This is a genomic window from Rhizobium sp. WYCCWR 11152 (genome assembly GCF_013087615.1).
Lineage (GTDB): Bacteria > Pseudomonadota > Alphaproteobacteria > Rhizobiales > Rhizobiaceae > Rhizobium > Rhizobium indicum.
Genome location: NZ_JABFCP010000004.1, coordinates 33,775 through 58,755, shown reverse-complemented (window position 1 = coordinate 58,755; position 24,981 = coordinate 33,775). Strand labels below are relative to the sequence as shown.

Sequence of the window (24,981 nt, the reverse complement as noted above, 5' to 3'; positions counted from 1 at the left end):
CCGCTGGGAGACGAAGGGGAGAGAGATCATGGTCGAGATTCCATCCGACAGCGCAGGCGCCGTCCCCTCTGCTGAAGTCGAGGATGTCGAACTCTATCATCCGAAAAGCTGGTGGACAAAATATGTGTTCAGCCAGGATGCCAAGATCATTGCCGTCCAATATTCGCTCACGGCGATCGCAATCGGCCTGGTGGCGCTGGTACTCTCCTGGCTGATGCGGATTCAGCTCGCCTTTCCCGGCTATTTCACCTTCATCGATGCCGATCATTATTATCAGTTCATCACCATGCACGGCATGATCATGGTGATCTATCTGCTGACCGCACTGTTCCTCGGCGGCTTCGGCAATTACCTCATTCCGCTGATGGTCGGCGCGCGCGATATGGTGTTTCCCTACGCCAACATGCTGAGCTATTGGATTTACCTGCTCGCAGTGCTGATCCTCGCTGCGGGCTTTTTCGCCCCCGGAGGCCCGACGGGGGCCGGCTGGACCCTCTATCCGCCACAGGCCGTTCTCTCCGGCACGCCTGGCGGCAAGGACTGGGGCATCCTGCTGATGCTCTCCTCGCTGATCGTCTTCATCATCGGCTTCACCATGGGTGGGCTGAACTATGTGGTGACTGTGCTGCAGGGGCGGGCGCGCGGCATGACACTGATGCGCATGCCGCTCACCGTCTGGGGCATCTTCACCGCGACCGTGATGGCGCTGCTCGCCTTTCCCGCGCTCTTCGTCGCCTGCGTCATGATGATGTTCGATCGCCTGCTCGGCACGAGCTTCTTCATGCCTGCCATCGTCGAAATGGGCACGCAGCTACAGCATGGCGGCGGCAGCCCGATCCTCTTCCAGCACCTCTTCTGGTTCTTCGGGCATCCGGAGGTCTATATCGTCGCGCTGCCTGCCTTCGGCATCGTTTCGGACCTGATCAGCACGCATGCGCGCAAGAACATCTTCGGCTACCGCATGATGGTCTGGGCGATCGTCATCATCGGTGCGCTCAGCTTCGTCGTCTGGGCGCACCATATGTATGTCAGCGGCATGAACCCGGCCTTCGGCTTCTTCTTCGCCACGACGACGCTGATCATCGCTGTCCCGACGGCGATCAAGGTCTACAACTGGGTGCTGACACTGTGGCGCGGCGACATCCACCTGACGCTGCCGATGCTCTTTGCGCTCGCCTTCATCGTCACCTTCGTCAATGGCGGTCTGACGGGCCTGTTCCTCGGCAACGTCGTCGTCGACGTGCCGCTGTCGGACACGATGTTCGTCGTCGCGCATTTCCACATGGTCATGGGTGTGGCGCCGATCCTCGTCATTTTCGGGGCGATCTATCACTGGTATCCGAAGGTGACGGGACGCATGCTGAACGACGTGCTCGGCCATATCCACTTCTGGATCACCTTCCTCGGCACCTATGCGATCTTCTTTCCGATGCACTATCTCGGCCTGCTCGGGGTGCCGCGCCGCTACTTCGAGATGGGAGAGACGGCCTTCGTTCCGCCTTCGGCCCATACGCTGAATATCTTCATCACCGTCATGGCGCTGATCGTCGGGGCCGGACAGATGGTCTTCCTGTTCAATCTGGTCTGGAGCCTTTTCCGGGGCAGGGAGTCCGGCGGCAATCCGTGGCGGGCAACGACGCTCGAATGGCAGACGCCGCAGACGCCGCCCGCCCACGGCAACTGGGGCAAGGATCTGCCTGTCGTCTACCGTTGGGCCTATGACTACAGCGTGCCCGGGGCGGCCGAGGACTTCATACCGCAGACGGTGCCATCAGGCGGCGGCGTCACACGGGAGGTCCACGCATGAACGTCATGCTGATCTTCCTCGCCGCAGTCGCCGCCATTATCTTCTGGTGGCTTTCCGGGCAGCGGTTGACCTCGAAGCCCTGGCTCGAAACCGGGTCGGTGCAACTGCCGGGTCATGACGGTGCCGAGCGGCAAAGGCTGCCGGCGCCGGCGGTGAAAATCGGGCTCTTCGTGTTTCTCGGCGTCGTCGGCGCTGTCTTCAGCCTTGCCGTCAGCGCCTATTTCATGCGCATGGCGTCGACCGACTGGTGGGCGACGCCTGTTCCCCGGCTGCTCTGGGTGAACACTGCGGCACTGGCCTTAAGCAGCGCTGCCCTTCAATGGGCGAAAAGAGAAGCAGGTCATGGCCGCATGGAAGTGCTGCGACCGGCGCTTGCTGCAGGGCTTGCGCTTGCCATCTTCTTCCTCGTCGGACAGATCCAGGCATGGCGGGAGCTGACGGCGGCCGGGTACGTGCTGGCCGATAACCCTTCCAACAGCTTCTTCTACATGCTGACCGGGCTGCACGGCCTGCATATCCTCGGCGGGCTTGCCGTGCTCGCGCACACGACGGTCGGGGCCTTTTCAACGGCTGTGGCGACGGACAGGCTGCGCCTCAGCGTCGATCTTTCCGCCATCTACTCGCATTTCATGCTCGCCGTCTGGCTGTTGCTCTTCGCGCTCTTTGCCGGATGGGCGAATGATTTCGTCGATCTCTGCCGCACACTGCTCAGTTAGGAGATTGCAGATGGTACATCCCGTCCAGACACACGGCGAGCCAGGCCTCAGCCCGGTTGGCCTGCGCGGTGTCGCTGCCGATTTCAGCTCGGATCAGCGCGCCTTCAAGACCGCCTCCTGGGGCAAGGCGATGATGTGGATCTTCCTCTTGAGCGACACCTTCGTCTTCGGCTGTTTCCTGATCGCTTATATGACGGCCCGGATGTCGACGCCGGTTGCATGGCCCAATCCGAGCGAGGTCTTCGCGCTGCATATCGGCGGCCAGAACGTTCCGCTGATCCTGATCGCGATCATGACTTTCGTGCTGATCTCAAGCAGCGGCACCATGGCGATGGCGGTCAATTGCGGCTATCGCCGCGATCGCCGCATGACCGCGGTGCTGATGCTGCTGACGGCGGTTCTCGGAGCCTGCTTCGTCGGCATGCAGGCCTTCGAATGGACGAAGCTGATCACCGAAGGCGTTCGCCCCTGGGAGAACCCGTGGGGGGCGGCACAGTTCGGATCTACCTTCTTCATGATCACCGGTTTTCACGGCACCCACGTCACGATCGGCGTTATCTTCCTGCTCATCGTCGCCCGCAAGGTCTGGCGTGGCGATTTCGACGTGGAACGGCGCGGCTTCTTCACCAGCCGGAAAGGCCGCTACGAGGCCGTCGAGATCATGGGCCTCTATTGGCACTTCGTCGACCTGGTCTGGGTCTTCATCTTCGCGTTTTTTTATCTGTGGTGAGGTCGTCATGAGCGAGACAACGGCGCATGCGCAAAGCCAAACGGTGCATGCACAAACACACACCGGACAGCAGCACCCGATCCGGCTCTATCTCTTCGTCTGGGGCCTGCTCTTCGTGCTCAGCGCCTTTTCCTACATGGTCGATTATCTCGGCATCCAGGGTTATCTGAGGTGGGCGCTGATCCTTGTGTTCATGATGCTGAAGGCCGGGCTGATTGTCGCCGTCTTCATGCACATGGCCTGGGAACGGCTGGCGCTCGTCTACGCCATCCTGCTGCCGCCGCTGCTGGTGCTGGTTTTCGTGGCGCTGATGGTATCGGAAGCGGACTACACGATCTTCACCCGGCTGGCGTTCTTTGGGGCGGGGCCGTAGGGTCTGTTGGACAGGATCGACAGATCGGAGGCGGAGTTGGGCCATGAATCAGGAGATCCGACTTTTTGGCGCTGTTGCGGTTCGGCCCGCCGTCCTTGCTGTCATATCCCGGTTCGAAACGGCCACAGGATTCACAGTTGCGGTCAAGTGGGAGCTCAATCCTGTCGTCAAGAAGGAGATTGAAGCTGGGGAGCCTTTTGACCTCGTCATCACCAATCCGAACCTTGTTGAGGATCTGGCCGCCGTGGGAAAAGTCAAGGCGGGGAGCGAGGTCGCGTTCGGCCGGATAGCAATGGGGGTGGCGGCCAAGGCAGGCGGTCGGCCGCTCGACGTCGGGTCGGTGGAAGCATTCAAACATGCGTTGAAGAGCGCCAGGTCGATCGCCTACGCCAGTGAAGGAAGCAGCGGCGGCTACTTCTCCGGTTTGCTGGAACGCTTGGGAATAGCCGATGAGGTGAAGCCCAAGCTGGTGGCTATATCAGGAGGGCAGACAGCGCCGGCCGTAGGCCGTGGGGAGGCCGAGTTGGGCGTCGTTCCCGTGACTTCGATTCTCGCCGCCGCTCCCGAAGTGATGCTTGTCGGTCGGTTTCTGGCAGAACTCCAAAGTTACATTGACTTCGCTATTGGCATCAGCGCCGATTCAACGGACGCAGAAGCTGCCGGGCAGCTGTCGGAATTTCTGACGTCGACAGCCGTTGATGACATCCTGGCGGCAAAGGGCGTCGAGCGTTGCTGAAGGCGTGCTTGGCTGACGACGAGAACGCCAACCCAACCTCCTTCATTCCTGTGCTTGTCACAGGAATCCAGTGCGCCCAAGTCCTTGGGCGCGGGAGAACGACCTCGTCGTATGAGAGTCATTCACGGCGCGGACGCGCCGTGGCTGGATTCCTGTGACGAGCACAGGAATGAGGGAGGAGAAGTAGGCACTGTCACCATAGGGGCGTTGGAGAATGCCGCGCTCGGGCGCTGGAGGATGCCGGGCTTTTGCTTCCGTCCGTAGGGCAGCAATCGGGCGATCTCCGTTGCCGTGTATCTTCGATCAACCTGTCGAAGATGGGTCGTTCCCCTTCTTTTCCCAGGATCGCAGCGCACGCCAGAGCACCGTGTTGTCTGCATAACCCAGCACACGCGCAATCTCGGACATCGGTGCGGCATGTCGGTCGCCGAGATAGTGGGCGGCGAGTGTCTGGCGGTGCTGGCGAACGAGATCGCGAAGCGACACGCCTTCCTCCGACAGCCGGCGCTGCAGGCTTCGCGGCGACATCTTCAGTTCGGCGGCAAGCGTTGCGACCGTGATCGGTTTGCGGCCGAGATAGATGCCGATCAGGGCCTGGACCTTTTCCTTGACGGCATCGCCGGCGGCCGGCTCGTTGACCAGATCGCCGATATGCCGCTCCAGGATTTCGACCAGGCTTTTGTCTTCCGCACGATGCACACGGTCAGCCTCCGCCTTGTTCATGACGATCCGGTTGCCGGATTGGCCGAACATGATGGGCGCGCCACAGATGCGTTCCAGCACGCCGGCGTCGCGCGGGGCGTGATGCTCGAGCTGTATTTCGATCGGCCGCCAGCCACGGCGGAAGCACGAACGGACGAGCTGACAGGAGGCGGCAATCGTGAATTCGCTGTCCTGCCGGCGCGGCCACATGCTGGGATCGACGATCCGGTAGCTCCAGACAAAATCGCCATTCTCTTCGAACACGCCGGAACTGGTCGCGCCTTGTACCGCGTTGACATATTTCGACAGCCGCTCGAAGGCGCTGCGAATGGTCGGCGAGAGTGCGAAGAGCATGCCGATGGGGCCGATGTCGGCGGGCTTGAAGCCGGTGCCCATGCGAGCTCCCAGTGCCGGTTCGCCTGTTATCGTCGCGGCATCTTCGAACAGCGCGACATAACGCGCCATGGGCAGGACAGCGTAAGGATCTTCCAGTTGCGAGCGCAGAATGCCGTGCGAAGCCAGAAGAAGGTCGGTTTTCCCGGATCTTTTATCGATTTGTTGCACCAGCGGGATCAAGACGGAGGCTCGAATTGAAGCAACTGCTGGCATGCGGCTGATCAAATGCGATGCAACTGCCATTTTCAGCGTCTCCGGTGACCTTCGTGGCGCGAATTATCGATTCATTGGCATAAACTGCAATTTCGGGGCCAGATCGCCGCGCCTACCTTCTTGGCAACAAACAAGCAAAGAGGGGTTCTCCATGACACTGGAAGCAAGCATGCCCGCACCATCATTGCCGGAGCGTCGTCTGGCCAAGGACTCGGTGGGCCTCGCCCATATCGTGTTCTTCGTCGTTGCCGCGGCCGCGCCGCTGACGGCCGTCGTCGGCGCTTCGCCGGCCGCTTTTGCTTTCGGCAATGGCGCGGGCGTCCCCGGCGCTTTCGTGCTTGCCGGCCTGCTCTACCTGCTCTTCTCGGTCGGCTTCACCGCCATGAGCCGGCATGTGGGCGGGGCAGGAGCCTTCTACACCTATATCACCCATGGCATCGGCAAGCCGGCTGGCGTGGGTGGCGCCTTCATGGCGCTGGTCACCTATAGCGCGGTTCAGATCGCCATCTATGGCCTGTTCGGTTTCTTCATGGCCAATGTCATAGCGCCGCTTGGACTGGTTCTGCCCTGGTGGGCCTTCGCCTTCGTGGCACTGGTCGTCGTGCTGGTCTGCGGTCAGCGCAACATTGCCTTCTCGGGCGCGATCCTCGGCGTCTGCATGATTGCCGAAATCGCCATATTGCTGGTTCTGGATCTTGCCATCGTCTTTTCAGGCGGCGGACCGGAAGGCATCAGCTTCTCCTCCTTTGCGCCATCGTCGGTCTTTGCGCCCGGTCTCGGCGTGGCGCTGGTCTTCGTCATCGGTTCCTTCATCGGCTTCGAAGCGACTGCCATTTTCGGCGAGGAAGCCGAAGATCCGGAAAAGACCATTCCCCGCGCCACCTATGTCGCGGTGCTGCTGATTACCCTCTTCTATGCCTTCTCCACCTGGGCAATCGTGCAATTCTATGGTCCGGGCAAGGTGCAGGCTTCTGCTGCTGCCAGCCTCGACAGCTTCTACTTCACCGCCGCCAATTCCGTGCTTGGTCCATGGTCGAGCCAGGTGATGAACGTGCTGCTGATCACCAGCCTGTTTGCTTGCATCCTGTCCTTCCACAATACGCTCAACCGCTATTTCTTCGCCCTTGGCCGTGAAGGCCTGGCCGCCAAGGTACTTGGCAAGGTTCATACCAAACATGGCTCGCCCTATGCTGCAGGTCTTCTGCAAAGTCTTATCGCGGCTGTCGTCCTTGCCCTGTTCGTGATCTTCGGCGCCGATCCCTACACTGTCGTGTTCTCCTGGATGGCAGCGCTGGCAGGTATCGGTATCCTACTGGTGCAGGTGCTTGTCTCCGTCGCGATCATCATGTTCTTCCGCAAGACGCCGAACAGCTATAGCGCCTGGACCACGATGACCGCGCCAGTGCTGGCGCTCCTCGGCCTCATGGGTTCGCTGGTGCTGGTCAGCTCCAATCTTTCACTCCTTTCCGGCAGCGAAAGCCTGATCGTCAAGGCTTTCCCCTACGCCATGGTGCTGGTGGGCATTCTTGGCGCGCTGTTTGCGATCCGGATCAAGAGATCCAAGCCCGTTCTCTATGCCTCCCTTGGAAAGGTCTTCGAATGAGTGCCGTTGCTGAATTTGCACCCGTCGATCGCCTTCTGGTTCTCACGGTCGCGATCCTTGCCGGCGCGACAGTGCTGGTTGCCGTCGAGGCACACGCCTTCTGCTCGGTGTTCTGCATCCATGCAGACCAGATGATGATCGAGGCACAGATCTGCTCCGGTCGATCCTGATCACCGCAGCTTGCGACGCGCCATGTTGCGTCGTCTCTTCCAAAAACAAGAGGTATACCAATGGACGCCGTTGTCGCAGTTACCCATCCCCTCGATCCTCTGAGCCTCGACGAGATCGCTTCTGCCGTTGCCATACTCAAGGATAGGCAGCCACTCGCAGCCACCTTCCGCTTTCCGATCACCCGGCTGGAGGAGCCGGCCAAGGCCGATCTTGCCGCCTATCGCCTGGGCGACAGGCTGCCGCGGCTTGCCTTCATCCTGGCAATCGACATCAGCAATGGCGAAACCTTCGAAGGCATCGTAGACCTGACTGCCGACACGGTGTCCTCCTATATCCGGCTGCCTCTCGATGAACTGCCCTACGGTCAGCCGCCGATCATGCTGTGCGAATTCGAAACCGTGGAAGGCACCGTCAAATCCGATCCGCGCTGGATCGCTGCCGTCAAGAAGCGCGGCATTACCGACGAGGATATTCCGCTCATCCAGATCGATCCTTTTTCCTCGGGCTATTTTGGCCGCGAATTCGAGAAGGGAAAGCGCATCGTCCGCGCCGTGTCCTATTGGCGCGAGGATGTCCGTGACAACGGCTACGCCCATCCGATCGAGGGCGTGGTGGCGGTGGTCGATCTGATCACCAACCGGGTGGTCGAGCTCGTCGACGATGAGAAGATCATTCCGGTCCCGAGGAAGAAGCGCAATTATGGCCGCGAAACCTTCCCGGAACCGCGGCCCGATCTCACGCCGCTGCATATCGTTCAGCCGCAAGGGCCGAGCTTTACGGTCGACGGCTGGAAAGTCGAATGGCAGAACTGGAGTTTCCGTGTCGGTTTCACCCCGCGCGAGGGCCTCGTTCTGCATGAACTCGGCATCAAGGATCAGGGCAGGCTCAGGCCCGTCGTTTTTCGCGCCAGTGTCACGGAAATGGTCGTGCCCTATGCGGATCCGACCGCCAACCACTATTGGAAGAGCGCCTTCGATGCCGGCGAATATGGCCTCGGGCGCCTGGCCAATTGCCTCGAACTCGGCTGCGACTGCCTGGGCCATATTCACTATTTCGACGTGCCGGCGGCGGATGATCTCGGCCAGCCTTTCACCATGAAGAACGCCATCTGCATGCATGAGGAGGATTACGGCATCCTCTGGAAGCACTACGAATTCCGCAACGGTATTTTCGAAGTGCGCCGTTCGCGCCGCCTCGTCATCTCCTTCTTCGCAACCGTCGGCAATTACGATTACGGCTTCTACTGGTATCTCTATCAGGACGGCACGATCCAGCTCGAAGCCAAGCTCACCGGCATCATCCAGACGGCGGCGGTCGCGACCGGCGAAACCTATCCATGGGGCGGCATGGTCGATGACAATCTCGGCGGTCCGACCCACCAGCATTTCTTCAATGCGCGCCTGCACATGGATGTCGATGGCGGCGACAATACCGTGACCGAGCATGAGTTCGTGCCGCGTCCCTGGGGTGAGGATAATCCCTATGGCAATGTCTTCGATACCAGGAGCCGTGTGCTGAAACGCGAACTTGATTCCCCGGCACTCGCCAATGGCGAGACCGGCCGTTACTGGAAAGTCTCCAACCCCAACATAAAGAACAGCGTCGGCAAGGCGCCGGGCTACAAGATTGTCGTCATGCCGTCGCCGGTCATGCTTGCCCAGCCGGATTCGACCGTTGCCCAGCGCGGCGGCTTCGCCAAGAAACACATCTGGGTCACGGCCTTCGATGCCAGGGAAAAATATGCGAGCGGCGATTATCCGAACGTGCATGCCGGCGGCGACGGCCTGCCGGGTTATGTCAAGCAGAACCGCGAAATCGAGAATGCCGATGTCGTGCTCTGGCATTCCTTCGGCCATACCCATGTCTGCAAGCCCGAGGATTTTCCGACCATGCCCGTGGAATATGCCGGCTTCACGCTGAAACCGAACGGCTTCTTCGCATCCAACATCGCCATGGACCTGCCGCCGGAAGGAAACAGCCAGAGCGTCGACAATCGCCTGCAACATTCGCCTGATGACACCGGAAATGGTTCCTGCTGCCACACATAGCTGGACGGCTGTTCCTTTTTAACCGCCCGGAAGGGGCCTTCCCCGTCAGGTCAGACCTTCAGAAGAGGATATCTTCTGTTGCCGATCGATCGCTCGGCGGCTATGTTGCCGATGTCGGAAAAGGCATGACTTGGTGTGGTTGGCCCAAGTCCTTTCGGAAACGAAAGCTCTGTTCCTTGCCTCGTGCATGAGTTCTCCACGACGAACAACAGACGCTGTTCAAGCGTCCCATTGTTCGTCCGTGTGGTTCTCAAAACGACGAACTGCTCCGGTCGAACGACCATAAAGGAGTAGTTCATGCCCGATTTTCTGATGATTCATGACGTTGTGATTTCCGGTGCAGGTCCGGTCGGCCTGTTTCTGGCCTGCGAGCTGCGGCTGGCCGGCCTCTCGGTGTTGGTGCTGGAGCAGGCCGAAGACCCGCATTCGCCGTTGAAGCGGCTGCCGTTTGGCATGCGCGGCCTTTCCGCACCGACCATCGAAGCCTTCTACCGTCGCGGGCTGCTGGATGACATCATGGCGCCGCAGCGCGAAAAAGATCAATCGACTTCAGCGCATTGGATGCAGCAGCCGGGTCACCCGGGCGGGCATTTCGCCGGCATTCAGTTCTTTCACGACACCATCGACACCTCGACGTGGCCCTATCGCCTGCCAGGTCCGGCCGGTACCAGCATGGCGGTCGAGATGGAGCACTTCGAATCCGCGCTGGCCGCCCACGCAAGCGCGATGGGTGTCGAGATCAGGCGCGGGCTCGGTGTCGATGGCTTCGATCAGTCGGGCGAAGGCGTGACCGTTCGCGCGGGTGGCCAGATCTTTCGCGGACGATGGCTCATCGGTTGTGACGGCGGGCGCAGCACCGTGCGCAGGGCAGGCGGTTTTGAATTCGTTGGCACCGATCCGGAGTTCACCGGCTATTCCGTTCAGGTCGAGATGGCCGATCCGGAGAAGCTCGTCGCGGGCCGCCATTACACGCCAACAGGCATGTATACCTACCAAAAGCCCGGCACCATCGCGATGGTCGATTTCGACGGAGGCGCGTTTCACCGAACGCAGCCGATCACGCCGGAGCATGTGCAATCGGTGTTGCGGCATATTTCCGGCGCCGATGTCACGGTGACAGGCCTTGAGCTTGCCACCACCTGGACGGATCGCGCCTATCAGGCGACGGCTTACCGCAAGGGCAGGGTGCTGCTTGCGGGTGACGCTGCGCACATCCATTCCCCCTTGGGCGGCCAGGGTCTGAACCTCGGGCTCGGCGATGCGATGAATCTTGGATGGAAGCTTGCCACGACGATTCGCGGCGATGCGCCGGAGGGCCTGCTCGATAGCTATTTCTGCGAACGGCATCCAGTTGGAGCGCAGATTCTCGACTGGTCGCGCGCCCAGGTCGCACTGATGCGGCCGAGCCGGAGTTCGCGCGCGCTCGAAGCCATCATCCGCGATCTGATCGACACGCGTGACGGCGCGACATACTTTGCCGAGCGCGTCTGGGGTGTGTCTCTCCGCTACGATCTTGGCGGCAGTCACCCGCTGGTCGGCCGCAGCGCTCCCGATTTCGAGCTGGCCGACGGTACGAAGCTCGGCGATCACCTCAGGCAGGGCAAAGGCCTGCTTTTGGACTTTGACGCCGGTGCACCGCTGCAAGCGCTGGCAGGTCGCTGGAATGGGATCACCTATGTCGCCAGTGACGCCCGGGATCGGCTGGGACTGAGCGCGCTGCTCGTGCGCCCCGACGGCTTCGTGGCGTGGGCTGGTGAGGCTATGCCTGACAATGAGAAAGCCGCGCAGGCCGCATCGCGGTGGTTCGGCAAAGCCTGAAACTATGCCGCCCCGCCATTGAGGTTTGGAAGGACGTTTCTTTGGCCGTTTTTCTCGCTCTAAAATGCCGGACTGAGCGCATGAAGGCATAGGAGAAGAGCTGTGAAGGATGCCGCCGGAATGCAGTAATCGATGTACGGTTTTCGGCGGGTTTACAGATGTTGCTTCGGCAACGTATCCGCACTCTTCCCGGCAAGGCGGCGACGCTGTAGAGTGGCGATGCGCCCGACCGTCCCGCCCGGAGGCTCCTTATGGCTGAGATCCTGTTGTTCCATCATGCACAGGGGCTGACCCCAGGTGTGCGCTCGTTTGCCGACGATATCAGGGCAGCCGGTCACATCGTGCACACGCCTGATCTGTTTGACGGGCGCACATTCCCAAGCATCGAAGCGGGGATCGCCTATATCGGGGAGATCGGATTCGACGCCATGCGGGAGCGCGGCGTGCGCGTCGCCGACGAACTGCCTGCCGGGCTCGTCTATGCCGGGTTCTCGTTCGGGGTGCTGCCGGCGCAGAAGCTGGCGCAGACGCGGCCCGGCGCCCGCGGGGCTCTGCTCTTCTATTCCTGCCTGCCGATCAGCGGCGAATGGGCCTTCGGACCGTGGCCGGACGGCGTTCCGGTGCAGATCCACGGCATGGACAACGACCCGATTTTCGTCCGCGAGGGCGACATCGACGCCGCCCGTGAGATCGTGGAGAAGGTCGAGGACGCGGAGCTTTTCCTGTACCCAGGCCACCAGCACTACTTCGCCGACAGCTCGCTGCCGTCCTATGACGCGGAAGCGACCGCGCTGCTGACCCTCCGCGTGATCGAGTTCCTGAATCGCGTCTGACCCAGACATTCCGCGGGAGATCCGGTTTGGCGCTGGTGTAGCCGACCTGAGATGGGTGCCGTTCATGCTGCAGGGCGGGCTTTCGGCCCGGAGCGGACTATTCCGACACCACGCAGAAATTGTTGCCTTCGGGATCATTTAAGACCGTGTATCCATCCGCTTCCCGGACGAAGTTCGCACCGAGCGATAGAAGCCGCTCTACCTCCCTGGCCCGATCGGGGGTGGCAATATCGAGATGAAGTCGGTTGCGGGCGGAACGTTCCCCTGGGCGAAGGTGGAAGCAAAGGCGGGTTCCGGGACCTTCGACCATCACGGTCGGGTCAGTCTCGGGTGTCAATCCGAGAGCGGCCAGGCGGGCCAGTTCGTCGTCTTGATATGGCATCACGTCGTAGCCATCGAGCGCCTCCGCCCAGAAGCGGGCGACACGCGAGGGAATGTCGCAATCGATGACGATTTCTTTCAGCCTTGCCATGGAACCCTTCAAGAATTGTTGGGCCGGCGATGGCAAACGCGTTCGACGACCGCGCCGCCGACCGCCGGCAGCAATGCAAAAAGCACGAGCTGCGGTGTCTCCGGCAGCATCAACAGGCGAGATATGAGAAAGGCGACCAGCAATCCTGCCAGCGCCCCGGCTGCATAGGGCAGATAATCCTTCAAGAGAACCTCCGTCTTGTGCTGATCTCAAACAGAAGGGGCATTATTGGCTTGAGATAGAGATCTTCGCGGTATCGGCAATGGCTGGTTGCGGCCGAACCTCACGTCGTCCGATCGGCTTATACGGAATGGCACTACGTTGGTTTACGGGACAGGTCGATCTAAACAACGTGAGCCGGTGTACCTGTTTTGCAGGAGACGACCGATTTCTTTCGCGCTATGAAGACTGACCGCATATCCCGCCACATCCGACACTGAGGTCCTTCCCATGGCTTTGAAAATCCTTTTTGTTGGCGGTACCGGCCAGATTTCATATCCATGCGTCGAGCGCGCCGTGGTTCAGGGCCACCATGTCAGCGTCTATAACCGCAGTTTGAGAGGCAACCCATTGCCTGCGGGGGTTACCGCGATCGTCGGCGATCTCGCGGCACCCACCTATGCGGACTTGGCCAAGGCCAATTATGACGTCGTGTGCCAGTTCATTGCCTTTACGCCGGATCAAGTCGCGCGTGACATCGATGTCTTTGCCGGGCACTGCGGCCAGTACATCTTCATCTCTTCGGCTTCGGTCTACGAAAAGCCGCCGCGTCACTATGTGATTACCGAGCAGACACCGGCGATCAACCCCTACTGGCGCTATAGCCAAGATAAGATTGCCTGCGAGACGCTGCTCAAGAATTCCCAAAATCTCGCCTGGACCATCGTCCGTCCCAGTCACACTGTTCGCACCGGCCTGCCCATCATGATGGGTGACAGCGACGTCATGGCGAGACGCATGCTGGACGGCGAGCCCACCATCGTGGCGGGCGATGGCCACACGCCCTGGACACTGACCCGCTCGGTTGATTTCGCGGTGCCCTTTGTCGGGCTTTTCGGCAAGCCGGCGGCGTTGAACGAGATCTTCCACATCACCTCCGATCGCGCTCATATCTGGAACGATATTCAAAAGACGATCGCCAGATTGCTTGATGTCGAGGCCACGATCGTACACGTGCCGACGGATACCCTGGTCCGGTACAATCCGGAGTGGCTTGGCCCGCTGCGGGGCGACAAGGCATGGTCGGCGATCTTTGACAATTCAAAGGTCAAACGCGTGGCGGGCGACTTCACCTGCGCCGAGAGCCTTGATGAAATTCTGGCGGAGCCGATCATGCATCTCAAGCAGCGCCTGGCCAAGAACCGTCCGCCAAGGGGCGATCTCGATGCTTTGGTCGATCGGATTTGCGCAGCACAAAGCGCTCTCGGCTAGGCAGGTCCTCGTAGAGCGCGTGCAGGGTATTTTATGATCCGCGTTCGCCTGTAGGGGCGCGCATTGCCAAATGCCAACCGGCGCACGGTTCGCCACAATGATCGCCGCCACTTGTCCTCGACGCAGAATCTGCACGGCCGCCCCGGACCGTCGGATGAGGGATGGCACGGCATATCGCTCACAAAAATCCCAACCTAAAACGCGTCCTAAAACATGATGGAGGTCGCGCCGGCTGAGGATCTCGGCAATGATGGCCATCCATTCGCCACTCCGATCCTATCAGGCCATGCTGTTCATTCCGCTTCCCTTCGTCGTTGCCCTTCTGCTGCTCATCCTCTTCGTCACCGTCCTCAGGCGGGACGAGGAGGCGCAGCCCAACCTGCCGTTTCTGGCACTGATCCTGCTCGCCCTGCTGCAATCCGTCCTCTCCGGCCTGCGCTGGGGGTATGGAGTGCAGGCGGTGGGTGTGATTGCGCCTGTCACCGCGGCGATGGTGCCGCCGCTTGCCTATGCTGGGGTTTCCAGGCTGGTGAGGACGAGCCGGCGGCCGCTGGCGGCGCGGATTGCGCTGCATGCCGTGCCCGCAGCCGTCATCCTCACGTTGATGGTGGTCCGGCGGGATGTGATCGATATTGCGCTGGTGCTTGTTTTCGTCGGTTATGCCCTGGCGATCCTGCTTCTGATGCGGCCGGGCGCCGATGCGCTTCGGCTTGCGCCCTTCGAGGGAGCGGTGCCGGCCTATCGGGCCATCATCTTCGCGGCGGTGGCGCTGTGCCTGTCGGCCTCGGTCGATATCTTCGTCTTTTTCGATTTCACATGGGCGCATGGCGAGCATGCGCTGACGCTGATCAGCGTCAGCAATCTCGCGGTTCTCGTCATCCTCGGCATTGCGGCAGCCGCCGCCAGCCGAAGCCGGGCGCCGGCCGAGATGGTGGAGGCGGTGCCGAAGTCCGAAACGACCGAAGACAAGGAGATGATCGCCACGGTCGATGCGCTGATGGAGGCAAGAAAACTCTATCGCGACGCCAATCTCAATCTCGACCGGCTGGCCCGCAAGGCCGGCATTCCCGCCCGCCAGATCTCGGCGGCGATCAACCGGGCGATGGACAAGAACGTCTCGCAATATGTCAATGACTACAGGATCGGCGAGGCCTGCCGGCTGCTTGCCGCGACCCAGAAATCGGTGACCGAGGTGATGTTCGAGGTCGGCTTCCAGACCAAGTCCAACTTCAACCGCGAATTCCGCCGGGTCACGGATATGACGCCGATTGGCTGGCGGGAGAGGAAGGGTGGATCCGGCGTCTCTTCGGCTTCGTCGTGAAGTGACGCCTGTCCTCTCTCCAGCCTCATCCTGAGACGCCCGGTAGGGGCCTCCAAGGACGGGGCGGGCCACCGGCGCTTCAGACAGCAAGCATGAGGCTGCACCCACGCAATCACCCGCCCTCGCGGTTCGAGACGGCGCTTCGTTCGTCACTGCAATCGATTCACTGGATCGATTGCTCCGCTTCGCGGATCGCTTCTCACCCTCACCATGAGGGCTGACCCGGGTGCTTGCCGCGCCAAGTACACAATCGCGATCGAGGACTATCGGAAACGCGTTCGAGGTCGCGGTTTTGCTGCCGTTGGTCATTCTGGCGGCATGAACACGACATCAGAACATGACCGAGACCTTGCCGCCAAGCTGAGATCGCTTTCGATCGAACCCGCGGCCTTCAAGACGGAACCGCCGGATCGTCAGGCCCGGCGGCGGGTGATTCCCGGAGCAATACTGGCCCTTGTCGCGACGGCATCGCTGGCGGTGGCGCTTCTCTATCGGCCCGAGACGCTGGAGCGCATCGAGACCGTGCTTGCGGGTCTTATAAGCAAGGACGAGATCGCAATATCCGTCGATGGAACAGACAGGCCCGCCGCCAGTCCTATTCGGGCTCTGCCCTCAGATACCCCAACGAAGAGGGGATTGCCAACCCGGGAAGTCACCGGCTCCGGCTACGTCGTGGCGCCCGATATTGCTACCGTCTTTTCCAAATATGAAGGTCGGATCGTTGCCGTCGAGGTCGAGGCGGGCGACAGGGTCGTACCAGGCCAGGTGCTGGTGCGGCTCGATGATGCGGGCGCCCGCTTTGCGCTTCAGGGCGCCGAGATCGCCCGGCAATCGGCGGAGCTGGCGCTGGCGGCGAAGACTATTGAATTGGGGCAGGCGCGGTCTTCCCTCAAGCGCACCGAGCGGCTTGCCGGGCGCGATGCGATGTCGGCGCAGACGCTGGAGGAGGCGAAGACGGCATTCGACGCTGCCGAGAATGCCGCCCTGCAGGCACGGCAGGACGTGGCCAAGGCGGATCTCGATATCGACAGGGCGCGCGAGCAGGTGGAAGCGCTGACCGTACGGGCGCCGATATCGGGCACCGTCACGCGGCTTACCGCACATGTCGGCGACACCGTGCTGTCGAGAGAGGACAGCGTCCGGGAGAATGAAAGCCTGCTTGCGGTTGCCGACATGGCAACCATGGTCATCGATGCCGACGTGGCCGAGGCGAATATCGCCTTGATGCGGTCGGGCTTGCGTGGCGAGGCGGTGCTCGACGGCTTTCCCGACCGGCCTTTTGCGGTCGAAGTATCGAAGATCGCGCCGATGATTTCGCGGGAGAAGGGGACGGTGACGCTTCGCCTGTCACTTTCCTCACCGCCGTCAGACATGCGCCCCGCCATGGCCGCGCGCATCCGCCTTCTGGTGGGTGAGGCCGGGGATAGCACAGACCATCAGCAAGGAGCAGAGCGATGACCGACACTCAAGAACCCTATATCGCGCTTCGCGGCGTCAGGAAGGTATTCAGGATCGGCGCGGAGACGATCCCGATCTTTTCCGGGCTCGACCTTTCCATAGCACGCGGCGATTTCGTCGCCGTCATGGGCCCATCGGGCTCGGGGAAATCGACGCTGCTCAACATGCTCGGCGGCGTCGACAGCCCCGACGGAGGGGAGATCAGGATCGGCCGCAGCCATCTCGAACAGATGGGCGAAGGCGCCAGAGCCGCCTGGCGCGCGCACAGCATGGGCATCGTCTTCCAGTTCTACAACCTGCTGCCGATGCTGAATGCGGGCGAGAATATCGAGCTGCCGCTGCTGTTGAAGCCGCTCAAGCGCAAGGAGCGGCGGGCGCGCGTCGAGACCGTCATGGATCTGGTCGGGCTCTCCGGGCGGCAGCGGCAGTTTCCATCCAGCATGTCCGGCGGGCAGCAGCAGCGCGTCGGCATCGCCCGCGCCATCGTCGGCGATCCCGACCTCTTGCTCTGCGACGAACCGACCGGCGATCTCGACCGGAAATCCGCCAATGATATCCTTGAGATGCTGGGCTTTCTCAATCGCGAGCTTCAGAAGACCATCATTATGGTGACGCATGATCCCGAGGCGGCTTCCTTTGCCCGGCGCACGCTGCATCTCAACAAGGGCGAATTCGTCGAGCAGGAAAGGTTGGCCCAATGACCTTCTTCCAGCTGATGCGCCGCAATGCCTGGCGCAAGCCGTTCAGGGCCACGCTTCTGATGTTCTCGGTCGGCGTCGCCTTCCTGATCTATGGGCTGACGGCGAGCTTCCTCAGCGGCTCGCAAGGGGCGGCCGGGGCGAGCGATACGCTGCTCGGCGTCTTCAACAGATCGGGGCGGGCGCAGCCGCTGCCGCTTGCCTATCTCAACAGGATCGCCGCCGATAGCGATGTCGCCGCCGTCGCCTACATGACGCGCATGCGGGGCTTCGTCGATGTCGAGAAGAATGTCGTGATGACGAGCGCGGTCGATCCACGATTGATCGCCGCGGCCAATGGCGACGAACTCGGGCTGACGCCGCAGTTGATATCAGCGCTGGAAGAGGGCCGTGACCGGGTGCTGGTCGGCCGGGCGCTGGCGGAGGCGCAGGGCTGGTCGGTCGGCCAGCGCATCGGGGTCACCAGCCACCTGACAAGGGAAGACGGCAGCCGCAACTGGAGTTTTGAGATCGCCGGCATCTTCGAAGGGGCCGACGCCAGCACCGACACCTATTTCATGATCGCCCGCTATGATGCCGTCAATGCGGCGCGCGCCCGCGGCAAGGATAGAGTCGATGGCTTCGTGGTGCGACCGCGACCGGGCGTTTCATCCGGCGTGCTGGCGGCAAGGATCGACGCGCTGTTTGCCAATTCGGCGGCACCGACGCGCACTCAATCGGAAAAGCAGTTCCTCGAGGCTTTCTTGCGGCAGTTCGCCGATATCGGCCTGATCGTCAGCCTCGTCGTCGGCGCCGCCTTCGTGACGATCCTGATGATCGTGGTCAACACCATGCTCTTTGCCGTGAGGGAGCGCAGCTTCGAGATCGGCGTCATGAAGGTGCTCGGCTTTTCCAGGGGGCGGATCATTGCGTTGATCCTCGGCGAGACACTGTTCGTCTTCGCCGTCGGCGGGGCGGGCGGGCTCGTTCTCGCCAAGCTCGCGACGCTGTTTGCCGGGCCGGAATTCGGCCTCGCCTTCACCTCGTCCGTGCTGCTGAAATCCGTCGCCATCATCGCCGGTCTCGGCCTCCTGACTGGATTGTTCCCTGCCGCCAATGCCATGCGCCTGCCCATCGTCAACGCCTTCAGATCGAGATAGTCCAATGTCATCAGCGCTCAAGCAGATCTTTTTCATGATCAGAGTCAATCTCGGCAGCCTGCCGCGGCGGCTTTGGATCTCGCTGTCGATGGTACTCTCGGTGGCGCTCGTGGTGGCGGTGCTTGCGGGTTTTCTCGCCATGGCCAGGGGCTTTGAGGCAGCGCTTCAAGGCGCGGGTTCGACCGGCATCGCCGTCATCCTCGGCGGCGGCACCAACCAGGAGACCGGCTCGGATGTGCCTGCCGAGGCAATCCGCAGCCTGACTGCCGCAACCGGCGAGATCGGCGTGGCGCGGAATGCCGCGGGCGGCCTGGCGCTGTCGCGCGAGATCGTTGTTCCCGTCGATGTCCTCAGGGCAAGCGACGGGGCGGAACAGACACTGTCGTTGCGCGGCATGGACACTACGGGGCCGGGTTTGCGCGATCGCGTATCGCTCTCCCAAGGGCGGTTGTTTTCGCCGGGAGCCCGCGAGATCGTCGTCGGTGGGCGCATCGCCGATGAATTCTCCGGCTTCGCCGTCGGCGACAAGGTGCGGCTCGGCGCGGTCGACTGGACGGTCGTCGGGGATTTCGCGTCAGGCGGCAGCGCTTTCGAATCCGAGATCTGGGCGGATCTGGAGGCCGTGCAATCGGCCCTCGACCGGCAGGGGCAGGTGCAGAGCCTGCGCGTGCGTCTCGATGGGGCAGGCGGGTTGCCTGTGTTGCAGGAGCATATCTCCGCATTTCCCGGCCCGCCGCTCACCGCCGTCTCCGAGGCCGATCTCTATGCCGCGCAATCTGAGCGTACCGCGAGCCTCATCCGCCTGTTCGGTTGGCCGCTGGCGCTGTTGATGGCGGTCGGCGCCACCGCTGGCGCGCTGAACACGATGATGAGTTCGGTCTCCGACCGCACGGTCGAAATCGCCACGCTGCGCCTGCTCGGCTTCGGCCGCCTGCCGGCCTTCACTGCCACCTGGGTCGAGGCCGTGCTTCTCTCGATCGCGGGTGCCGCCCTCGGCATCCTCGCCTCATGGCTCGCCTTCAACGGCTGGCAGGCCAGTACGATGGGCGCTAACAATACCAAGATGGCCTTCCAGCTCGACGTCACCGCCGACGTCGCGCTGACCGCCGGGCTGCTGGGGCTTGCAATCGGCATCATCGGCGGGGCGTTGCCGGCGCTGGCGGCGACACGGCTGCCGTTGACTTCGGCTTTGAGGGCGAGGGTGTAAGAGGCCTGCTGTCTGAACCTTCCCGGTGGGGCACGTCATCACGGCGACCCGTCAGGAGGAGCGCCGCCGCCTCATCTGTGCAGCCCATGGAAATTGTGGCATAACTGAACCATGGCAATGAATGTCTTGGCGGTCCATCGCGACACGGTCGGGACGGAACAGGCGGGGGGCAGTTCGCTTGCCGCCGCCTATTCCGTCGGCATTTTCTGCTGGCTGCTGTCGGCCGGCGTCTATATCGCTGCGAAATGGGTCTCTTCAGAAATGCCGCCCTGGGCGCTCTGCTTCTGGCGCGTGCTGATCGCCTTCGCGATCCTGATGCCGATCGTGCGCCGGCATTTCGCCGAGATGGTCGCGCTCGCGCGGGCTCGCGCCCTCGAACTGCTTCTCATCGGCGGTGTGGGACTGGCGATCTGCCAGGGCATGATTTTTGTCGGGCTGGAACATGCCGATGCCACCACCGCCGGCATCATCATCGCCCTGATCCCGATCATCACCATGATCCTTGCCCGTTTGATGCTGGCCGAGCCGATGGGACGCTGGCAGGTGATCGGATCGATCTTGGCCTTTCTCGGGATCGTGGTCATCATCATCAAGGGCAGTCCGGCCGCGCTGATGCGGCTCGACTTCAACCGGGGTGAACTGTGGATCGTCGCCGGCGCGTTCTGTTTCAGTCTTTATACCGTCCTGCTCCGCCGAGCGAAATTCGACATGAATCGCCTTGCGCTCCTGGTGATGCTGCTCGGTGCGGCGGTGCTGACGGCGCTGCCCTTCTACCTGTTCGAGCTATTCTCAGACGAGCGCTCGACGCTCAACGGCAGCGGGCTCATCGCGCTCGCCTATGTCGCGATCCCCGGCGGGGCGGTCATGTACTACCTCTTCAATCGCAGCATCGAGGCACTGGGCGCGGCTCGGGCGGGCGTCCTCCTCTACATTCAGACCATCTTCATAGCCGTGCTCGCCTATCTGATCCTCGGCGAGCAGTTGCAACGCTATCACCTCGAAGGCGCGGCACTCATCATCGCCGGCTTGCTTCTCATCATCCTGCTGAAGCCGAAGATCAAGGCCGAAGCGGCTACTGCATAATTCCTTAAATCGGGATCGATTTAAGGATAAAATTATGCAGCAATTCAAAGTGCTACAGCGTCCTTTGCGCGTCTGAAAAGACGCGCGGCGCTGTAGGGCCTGAAGTCTCGCCATCGCTGCGACATGGTTGCCGCTGACCTCGGCTTTGAGGGCGAGGGGTAGGGTTTCACCTTGGAGTGCGCCTTTCGCTTACGCTCAAGGCGTTCGTCGCTGGCGCTCCTCCCCCCCTGAGCGCAAGCGAAGGCAAGAATCACATGGCGCACAGACCGAAGGCGACGTATGCCTCGCGCAAACACGCCGCGATTTATTCACCTCGAAGTCGCCGATTTCTCGGCCCAAGTTGTAACTTTGGTCACACCAGGCAATTGCCTGTGGAATGAGGCGCGCGAACTCGCCCGCTGCCCCATTGACAACATCTTATCGCCTTCTTGCCATGGCCGGTTGCCCCCGCCGCATCCGATCGGCCGATCCTGGGCGATGCCGGCGGCGACATTAGCGATCCGACGAACAGGGCAACATGGCGATATGACAGTCTACTATGTGAACTCAGCGACTGGCTCCGACCGCAACGGTGGAACGGGCCAGAATTCGGCTTTTGCGACTTTGTCCAAAGTGGAATCCTTGAAACTGAAACCCGGCGACAGCGTGCTTCTTGCCAAGGGGAGCGTGTTCAACGAGCAGTTCGATATCAAATATTCCGGCAGCGAGAGTGCGCCGATCAAGATCGGCAGTTACGGGGCGGGTGCGGCACCCGTCATCCACAGCAGCGGCGACGGCATCCACAGTCTCTATGCCTCGAACATCGTCATCGAGAACCTGAAGATATCGAATACCGGCGGTTCGGGCATCTATGGCGGCAGTGTCACGAACTGGACGGTCCGCGACGTCGAGATCGCCAAGACGGGATTGTCGGAAAACGCAGGCGCCGTCACCTTCCGGAGCAGCAAGAATGTCACGGTCGAAGACAGCAAGATATCGGGCGTCAAAGGCGACGGCTTCTGGATCGAAAAGGTCGCCGGCGTCAAGCTTCTCAACAACACCGTCACCAGCGCGAGCGGCTCGACGGCCGATGCCGTGCAGATGAACGACAGCAGCAACATTCTGATCAAGGGCAATCATCTCGACCAGACGCATGCCAGCAGCCCCAAGGGCGTCATCGCGCTCGTCAGGCCCACCAATGCGGTTGTCGAGGACAATGTGATCACCGGCGGCGGCTTCGGCATCAGCGCGCAGGCGGGCAAGAACGTTGCCATCCGCGACAACGACATATCCGGATATCACGGTTACAGCTGGTCCTTCGCCGTCGGTCTCGGCGACCAGGGCAATGCGCGGGACTATGATATTTCAGGCAACCATATTCATGACGGCGCGTGGGGCGTTGCCGTCAGCGGGCCCATCGGTGCCAGCTATAGCCGCACGAATATCAAGGTTCACGACAACGTCTTCGACGACCTCTCACAGGCGGCGCTGAAGGTCGACAGGCCGGCATCCGGCTCCTTCACCAACAATACGATCGAGACCGGCACCAAGGCCACCAGCATATCGCCGGCCATTGCCGACGCGCATACCTTTACCGTCAGCGGCAACAAGACGGTAGCCAATGTCGAGACGACGCTTACCGCCGCCGATACCAAGGTTACCGCAGCGACGGAGGTATCCGCGGATTCGGCGGTTGTCGCCGTCCATGACAATTTGAAGATCTTCACCGATAATGGCGAGGCCCATCGCGGCAATCTTCTCGACAACGACAGTTCTGACAACGACACCCTGGTTCTGCGCCGCTTCGGCGACGAAAGTGTCGGCAAGCACGGCCTGACGCTGACCGGCGACTACGGCGTCATCCACGTGGATCGGGAAGGCAACTATGCCTACACGCTCGATGAAACGAAGCTCCCCGACCATGACGGTCATGTGAGCGAGTCCTTCAGCTACGGGATCAACGATGGAAGCTCGCATCATAGCGACGGGGATACGCTGACCGTCTTCATCCATCTGGATGGCTTGCTGAGCTGAGGTGAGTGTGCCGGGAGCCGGCGCTATGCCGGGAGGCGTTCCTTCCGGGGAGGCGTGGACTCCCCCCGGGGAAGCGTTGCCCTCGCCATCAAATGGCTCCGCAGTGTCCCTCACCCGGCTGCCGCCGGGTGAGGGTAAGGGGCTGCAATACGGCCTCAACCTTTCCGGCTTGCGACTGACCTGAAACAGGACGTCTCACCTCTGCGACCATACGTCGCCGAGGCGTACGATTATCGTTCATTCACCTTTCGGTCGTTATTTAGTAGATTGTTTTCGTATAAGTTGTCATCTCCAGAATACCGCCTCCGCCAGGCGTTCTCGGGACCAAGGCAGGCCCACAGGGTCTGCCAACCGTCGTGAGGGCAATATCGAAGGCCTTTTGACATGGCCTTTAGCCCCGACCGCATCCGATCCACGCGTCGCAGCCGATTCAGACGGCTGCGCGGGCAATTCGAGAACAAGGCGATATGACAATCTATTATGTGAATCCAGCGATAGGCTCCAACGGCAACAGTGGAACGAGCGAGGACACGCCGTTTTCGTCGTTCTGGGCGGTGGAAAACTTGAAGCTGCAGCCGGGCGACAGCGTGCTGCTCGCCGCCGGAAGCGTGTTCAACGACCAGCTCGACCTGAAATATTCCGGCACAGTGAGTGCCCCGATCACCATCGGCAGCTACGGGGTCGGCGATGCGCCAGTCATCCATAGCCCCGGCGATGGTATTCACAGCCTTTATGCATCGAACATCGTCATCGAGAATATCAAGATCTCGGACACCGGCGGGGCAGCCATCTATGGCGGATATGTTTCGAACTGGACGGTCCGCAACGTCGAGGTCGATCACACCGGACTGGCAGGCAAGTCAGGTTCGATCACCTTCCGGACCGGCTCGAACATCACCATCGAAAACAGCACGATCAACGACGTCAACGGCGACGGCGTCTGGATCGAGAAGATCAACGGCGTCAATTTTCTCAACAACACCGTCACCAATGCCCACGGCACTGCGGCAGATGCCGTCCAGATGAATGACAGCAGCAATATCGTGATCAGCGGCAATTACCTCGACCAGACGGGCGCCGCTACGCCGAAGGGTGTCATCGCGCTCGTTCGGCCCGTAAATGCCTTGGTCGAGGACAACGCGATTATCGGTGGCGGCTTCGGGATCGCCGCGCAAGCCGGCACCAACGTCGCTATTCACGACAACGATATTTCAGGTTATGGCGGCTACAGCTGGTCCTACGCCATCGGCCTCGGTGATCAGGGCAACACGCGGGACTACGATATATCAGGCAATTACATCCATGACGGCGTATGGGGCGTGGCGATCAGTGCCGCCGGCACGACCAGTTACGTTCGCGAAGATATCAATATTTACGGCAACGTCTTCGACGACTTGTCGCAGGCAGCGCTGAAGGTCGACAGGCCTGCATCGGGCTCCTTCCACGACAATGTCATCGCCAGCGATGTCACGCCCTACAGCATATCTCCCGCCATCATCGCCGCGAACACCTTCCCCGTCAGCAACAACACGACGCTCGACGAGGCCCAGGCGACGATGCTTGCGAGCAGCGATAGTCTCGCGGTCGGCGATACGACGCACACGGACACGGCGCCGGCGCTTGTCGCAACCCATGACAGCCTGAAAATCTCCTCCGATCTGGATGGCGCCCATTACGGCAATCTCCTCGAAAACGACAGCTCGGCCAATGGAACCCTGCTGCTTCGCCGCTTCGAGGGCGAATTCGTCGACAAGGACGGCGTGACGCTGACCGGCCAATACGGCTCCATCCATGTCGACAGTGACGGCGATTACACCTATACGGCCGACGCGGCAAAGCTCGCCGGACTCAGCGGAGACGTGAGCGACACGTTCCACTACAAGATCTCCGATGGGACTTCGCTACATTTCGACACGGATACGCTGAGCATCTCCATCCATGTGGATGACCTGCTGAGCTGACAGGGATGCCGGCAGCAAATGGCGTTGTATCGCGGGGGCATTCCGCCCAGCG

At 61.4% G+C, this 24,981-nt stretch carries 23 protein-coding genes; 19 read left to right on the top strand and 4 right to left on the bottom strand.

Going from position 1 to position 24,981, the window contains the following annotated elements; translation table 11 throughout:
* Positions 1-28 precede the first annotated feature (28 nt).
* The 5 genes from ctaD to G9X67_RS04925 are packed head-to-tail and all read left to right on the top strand — an operon-like array spanning position 29 to position 4,362.
* The gene (gene ctaD / locus G9X67_RS04945) at positions 29-1,807 is read left to right on the top strand and encodes a cytochrome c oxidase subunit I (RefSeq protein ID WP_138334792.1); all 1,779 of its coding nucleotides are present in this window, start codon (positions 29-31) and stop codon (positions 1,805-1,807) included.
* Complete coding sequence (locus tag G9X67_RS04940) at positions 1,804-2,523, top strand: cytochrome c oxidase subunit 3 (protein ID WP_138334791.1); 720 nt, start codon at positions 1,804-1,806, stop codon at positions 2,521-2,523. The genes ctaD and G9X67_RS04940 overlap by 4 nt, the downstream gene beginning before the upstream one ends.
* A gap of 10 nt (positions 2,524-2,533) precedes the next feature.
* A complete protein-coding gene (locus tag G9X67_RS04935) occupies positions 2,534-3,253 on the top strand; it encodes a heme-copper oxidase subunit III family protein (RefSeq protein ID WP_138334790.1) in 720 nt (239 codons plus the stop codon).
* A 7-nt stretch (positions 3,254-3,260) separates the two neighbouring features.
* Positions 3,261-3,626 (top strand): cytochrome C oxidase subunit IV family protein, encoded by a 366-nt coding sequence (locus G9X67_RS04930; RefSeq protein WP_138334789.1) that lies wholly within the window; start codon positions 3,261-3,263, stop codon positions 3,624-3,626.
* A 43-nt stretch (positions 3,627-3,669) separates the two neighbouring features.
* Complete coding sequence (locus G9X67_RS04925) at positions 3,670-4,362, top strand: substrate-binding domain-containing protein (protein ID WP_171598291.1); 693 nt, start codon at positions 3,670-3,672, stop codon at positions 4,360-4,362.
* 303 nt (positions 4,363-4,665) lie between these two features.
* Here G9X67_RS04925 and G9X67_RS04920 read toward each other — a convergent pair whose 3' ends face one another.
* Positions 4,666-5,703: an AraC family transcriptional regulator gene (locus tag G9X67_RS04920; RefSeq protein WP_138334787.1), complete on the bottom strand. Its 1,038-nt coding sequence runs from the start codon at positions 5,701-5,703 to the stop codon at positions 4,666-4,668.
* Positions 5,704-5,824: 121 nt separating this feature from the next.
* Between G9X67_RS04920 and G9X67_RS04915 the strand changes: the two genes are divergently transcribed.
* From G9X67_RS04915 to G9X67_RS04905, 3 genes are read left to right on the top strand one after another with little or no spacing between them, the layout of a single operon-like run.
* The gene (locus G9X67_RS04915; protein ID WP_171598290.1) at positions 5,825-7,276 is read left to right on the top strand and encodes an APC family permease; all 1,452 of its coding nucleotides are present in this window, start codon (positions 5,825-5,827) and stop codon (positions 7,274-7,276) included.
* Positions 7,273-7,446, top strand: coding sequence for a hypothetical protein (locus G9X67_RS04910; RefSeq protein ID WP_171598289.1), 174 nt, complete (start codon positions 7,273-7,275; stop codon positions 7,444-7,446). Before G9X67_RS04915 ends, G9X67_RS04910 begins: the two co-directional genes overlap by 4 nt.
* Before the next feature lie 60 nt (positions 7,447-7,506).
* Complete coding sequence (locus tag G9X67_RS04905) at positions 7,507-9,495, top strand: primary-amine oxidase (protein ID WP_171598288.1); 1,989 nt, start codon at positions 7,507-7,509, stop codon at positions 9,493-9,495.
* Between the two features lie 50 nt (positions 9,496-9,545).
* On the opposite strand, the gene G9X67_RS04900 is transcribed toward G9X67_RS04905, so the two are convergent.
* Positions 9,546-9,794 carry a hypothetical protein gene (locus G9X67_RS04900; protein WP_171598287.1) on the bottom strand — a complete coding sequence of 83 codons (249 nt, stop codon included), beginning with the start codon at positions 9,792-9,794 and terminating at the stop codon, positions 9,546-9,548.
* Between G9X67_RS04900 and G9X67_RS04895 the strand changes: the two genes are divergently transcribed.
* Both G9X67_RS04895 and G9X67_RS04890 read left to right on the top strand, forming a co-directional pair.
* Entirely contained in the window at positions 9,793-11,313 is a 1,521-nt protein-coding gene (locus tag G9X67_RS04895; RefSeq protein ID WP_171598286.1) for an FAD-dependent monooxygenase, read from the top strand. The two genes, G9X67_RS04900 and G9X67_RS04895, sit on opposite strands and share 2 nt — an antisense overlap.
* A gap of 251 nt (positions 11,314-11,564) precedes the next feature.
* Positions 11,565-12,146 (top strand): dienelactone hydrolase family protein, encoded by a 582-nt coding sequence (locus G9X67_RS04890; protein ID WP_171598285.1) that lies wholly within the window; start codon positions 11,565-11,567, stop codon positions 12,144-12,146.
* Between the two features lie 97 nt (positions 12,147-12,243).
* On the opposite strand, the gene G9X67_RS04885 is transcribed toward G9X67_RS04890, so the two are convergent.
* Together G9X67_RS04885 and G9X67_RS04880 are read right to left on the bottom strand one after the other, a co-directional pair.
* The gene (locus G9X67_RS04885; protein WP_171598284.1) at positions 12,244-12,618 is read right to left on the bottom strand and encodes a VOC family protein; all 375 of its coding nucleotides are present in this window, start codon (positions 12,616-12,618) and stop codon (positions 12,244-12,246) included.
* An 8-nt stretch (positions 12,619-12,626) separates the two neighbouring features.
* On the bottom strand, positions 12,627-12,803 hold the full coding sequence (locus G9X67_RS04880; RefSeq protein ID WP_171598283.1) for a hypothetical protein: 177 nt from the start codon (positions 12,801-12,803) through the stop codon (positions 12,627-12,629).
* A 265-nt stretch (positions 12,804-13,068) separates the two neighbouring features.
* Between G9X67_RS04880 and G9X67_RS04875 the strand changes: the two genes are divergently transcribed.
* From G9X67_RS04875 to G9X67_RS04835, 9 genes are all read left to right on the top strand, one after another.
* Complete coding sequence (locus G9X67_RS04875) at positions 13,069-14,049, top strand: SDR family oxidoreductase (RefSeq protein WP_171598282.1); 981 nt, start codon at positions 13,069-13,071, stop codon at positions 14,047-14,049.
* A gap of 247 nt (positions 14,050-14,296) precedes the next feature.
* Positions 14,297-15,370: an AraC family transcriptional regulator gene (locus G9X67_RS04870; protein WP_171598281.1), complete on the top strand. Its 1,074-nt coding sequence runs from the start codon at positions 14,297-14,299 to the stop codon at positions 15,368-15,370.
* A gap of 210 nt (positions 15,371-15,580) precedes the next feature.
* Positions 15,581-16,828 (top strand): efflux RND transporter periplasmic adaptor subunit, encoded by a 1,248-nt coding sequence (locus tag G9X67_RS04865; protein ID WP_171598280.1) that lies wholly within the window; start codon positions 15,581-15,583, stop codon positions 16,826-16,828.
* Positions 16,825-17,529, top strand: coding sequence for an ABC transporter ATP-binding protein (locus G9X67_RS04860; protein WP_171598279.1), 705 nt, complete (start codon positions 16,825-16,827; stop codon positions 17,527-17,529). Before G9X67_RS04865 ends, G9X67_RS04860 begins: the two co-directional genes overlap by 4 nt.
* The gene (locus G9X67_RS04855) at positions 17,526-18,665 is read left to right on the top strand and encodes an ABC transporter permease (protein ID WP_171598278.1); all 1,140 of its coding nucleotides are present in this window, start codon (positions 17,526-17,528) and stop codon (positions 18,663-18,665) included. The genes G9X67_RS04860 and G9X67_RS04855 overlap by 4 nt, the downstream gene beginning before the upstream one ends.
* A 4-nt stretch (positions 18,666-18,669) precedes the next feature.
* The gene (locus G9X67_RS04850) at positions 18,670-19,872 is read left to right on the top strand and encodes an ABC transporter permease (RefSeq protein ID WP_171598277.1); all 1,203 of its coding nucleotides are present in this window, start codon (positions 18,670-18,672) and stop codon (positions 19,870-19,872) included.
* A 111-nt stretch (positions 19,873-19,983) separates the two neighbouring features.
* Positions 19,984-20,955 (top strand): DMT family transporter, encoded by a 972-nt coding sequence (locus tag G9X67_RS04845; RefSeq protein WP_138334777.1) that lies wholly within the window; start codon positions 19,984-19,986, stop codon positions 20,953-20,955.
* Positions 20,956-21,480: 525 nt separating this feature from the next.
* On the top strand, positions 21,481-22,968 hold the full coding sequence (locus G9X67_RS04840; RefSeq protein ID WP_171598276.1) for a right-handed parallel beta-helix repeat-containing protein: 1,488 nt from the start codon (positions 21,481-21,483) through the stop codon (positions 22,966-22,968).
* A gap of 467 nt (positions 22,969-23,435) precedes the next feature.
* Entirely contained in the window at positions 23,436-24,929 is a 1,494-nt protein-coding gene (locus G9X67_RS04835; protein ID WP_171598275.1) for a right-handed parallel beta-helix repeat-containing protein, read from the top strand.
* Positions 24,930-24,981: the final 52 nt, after the last annotated feature.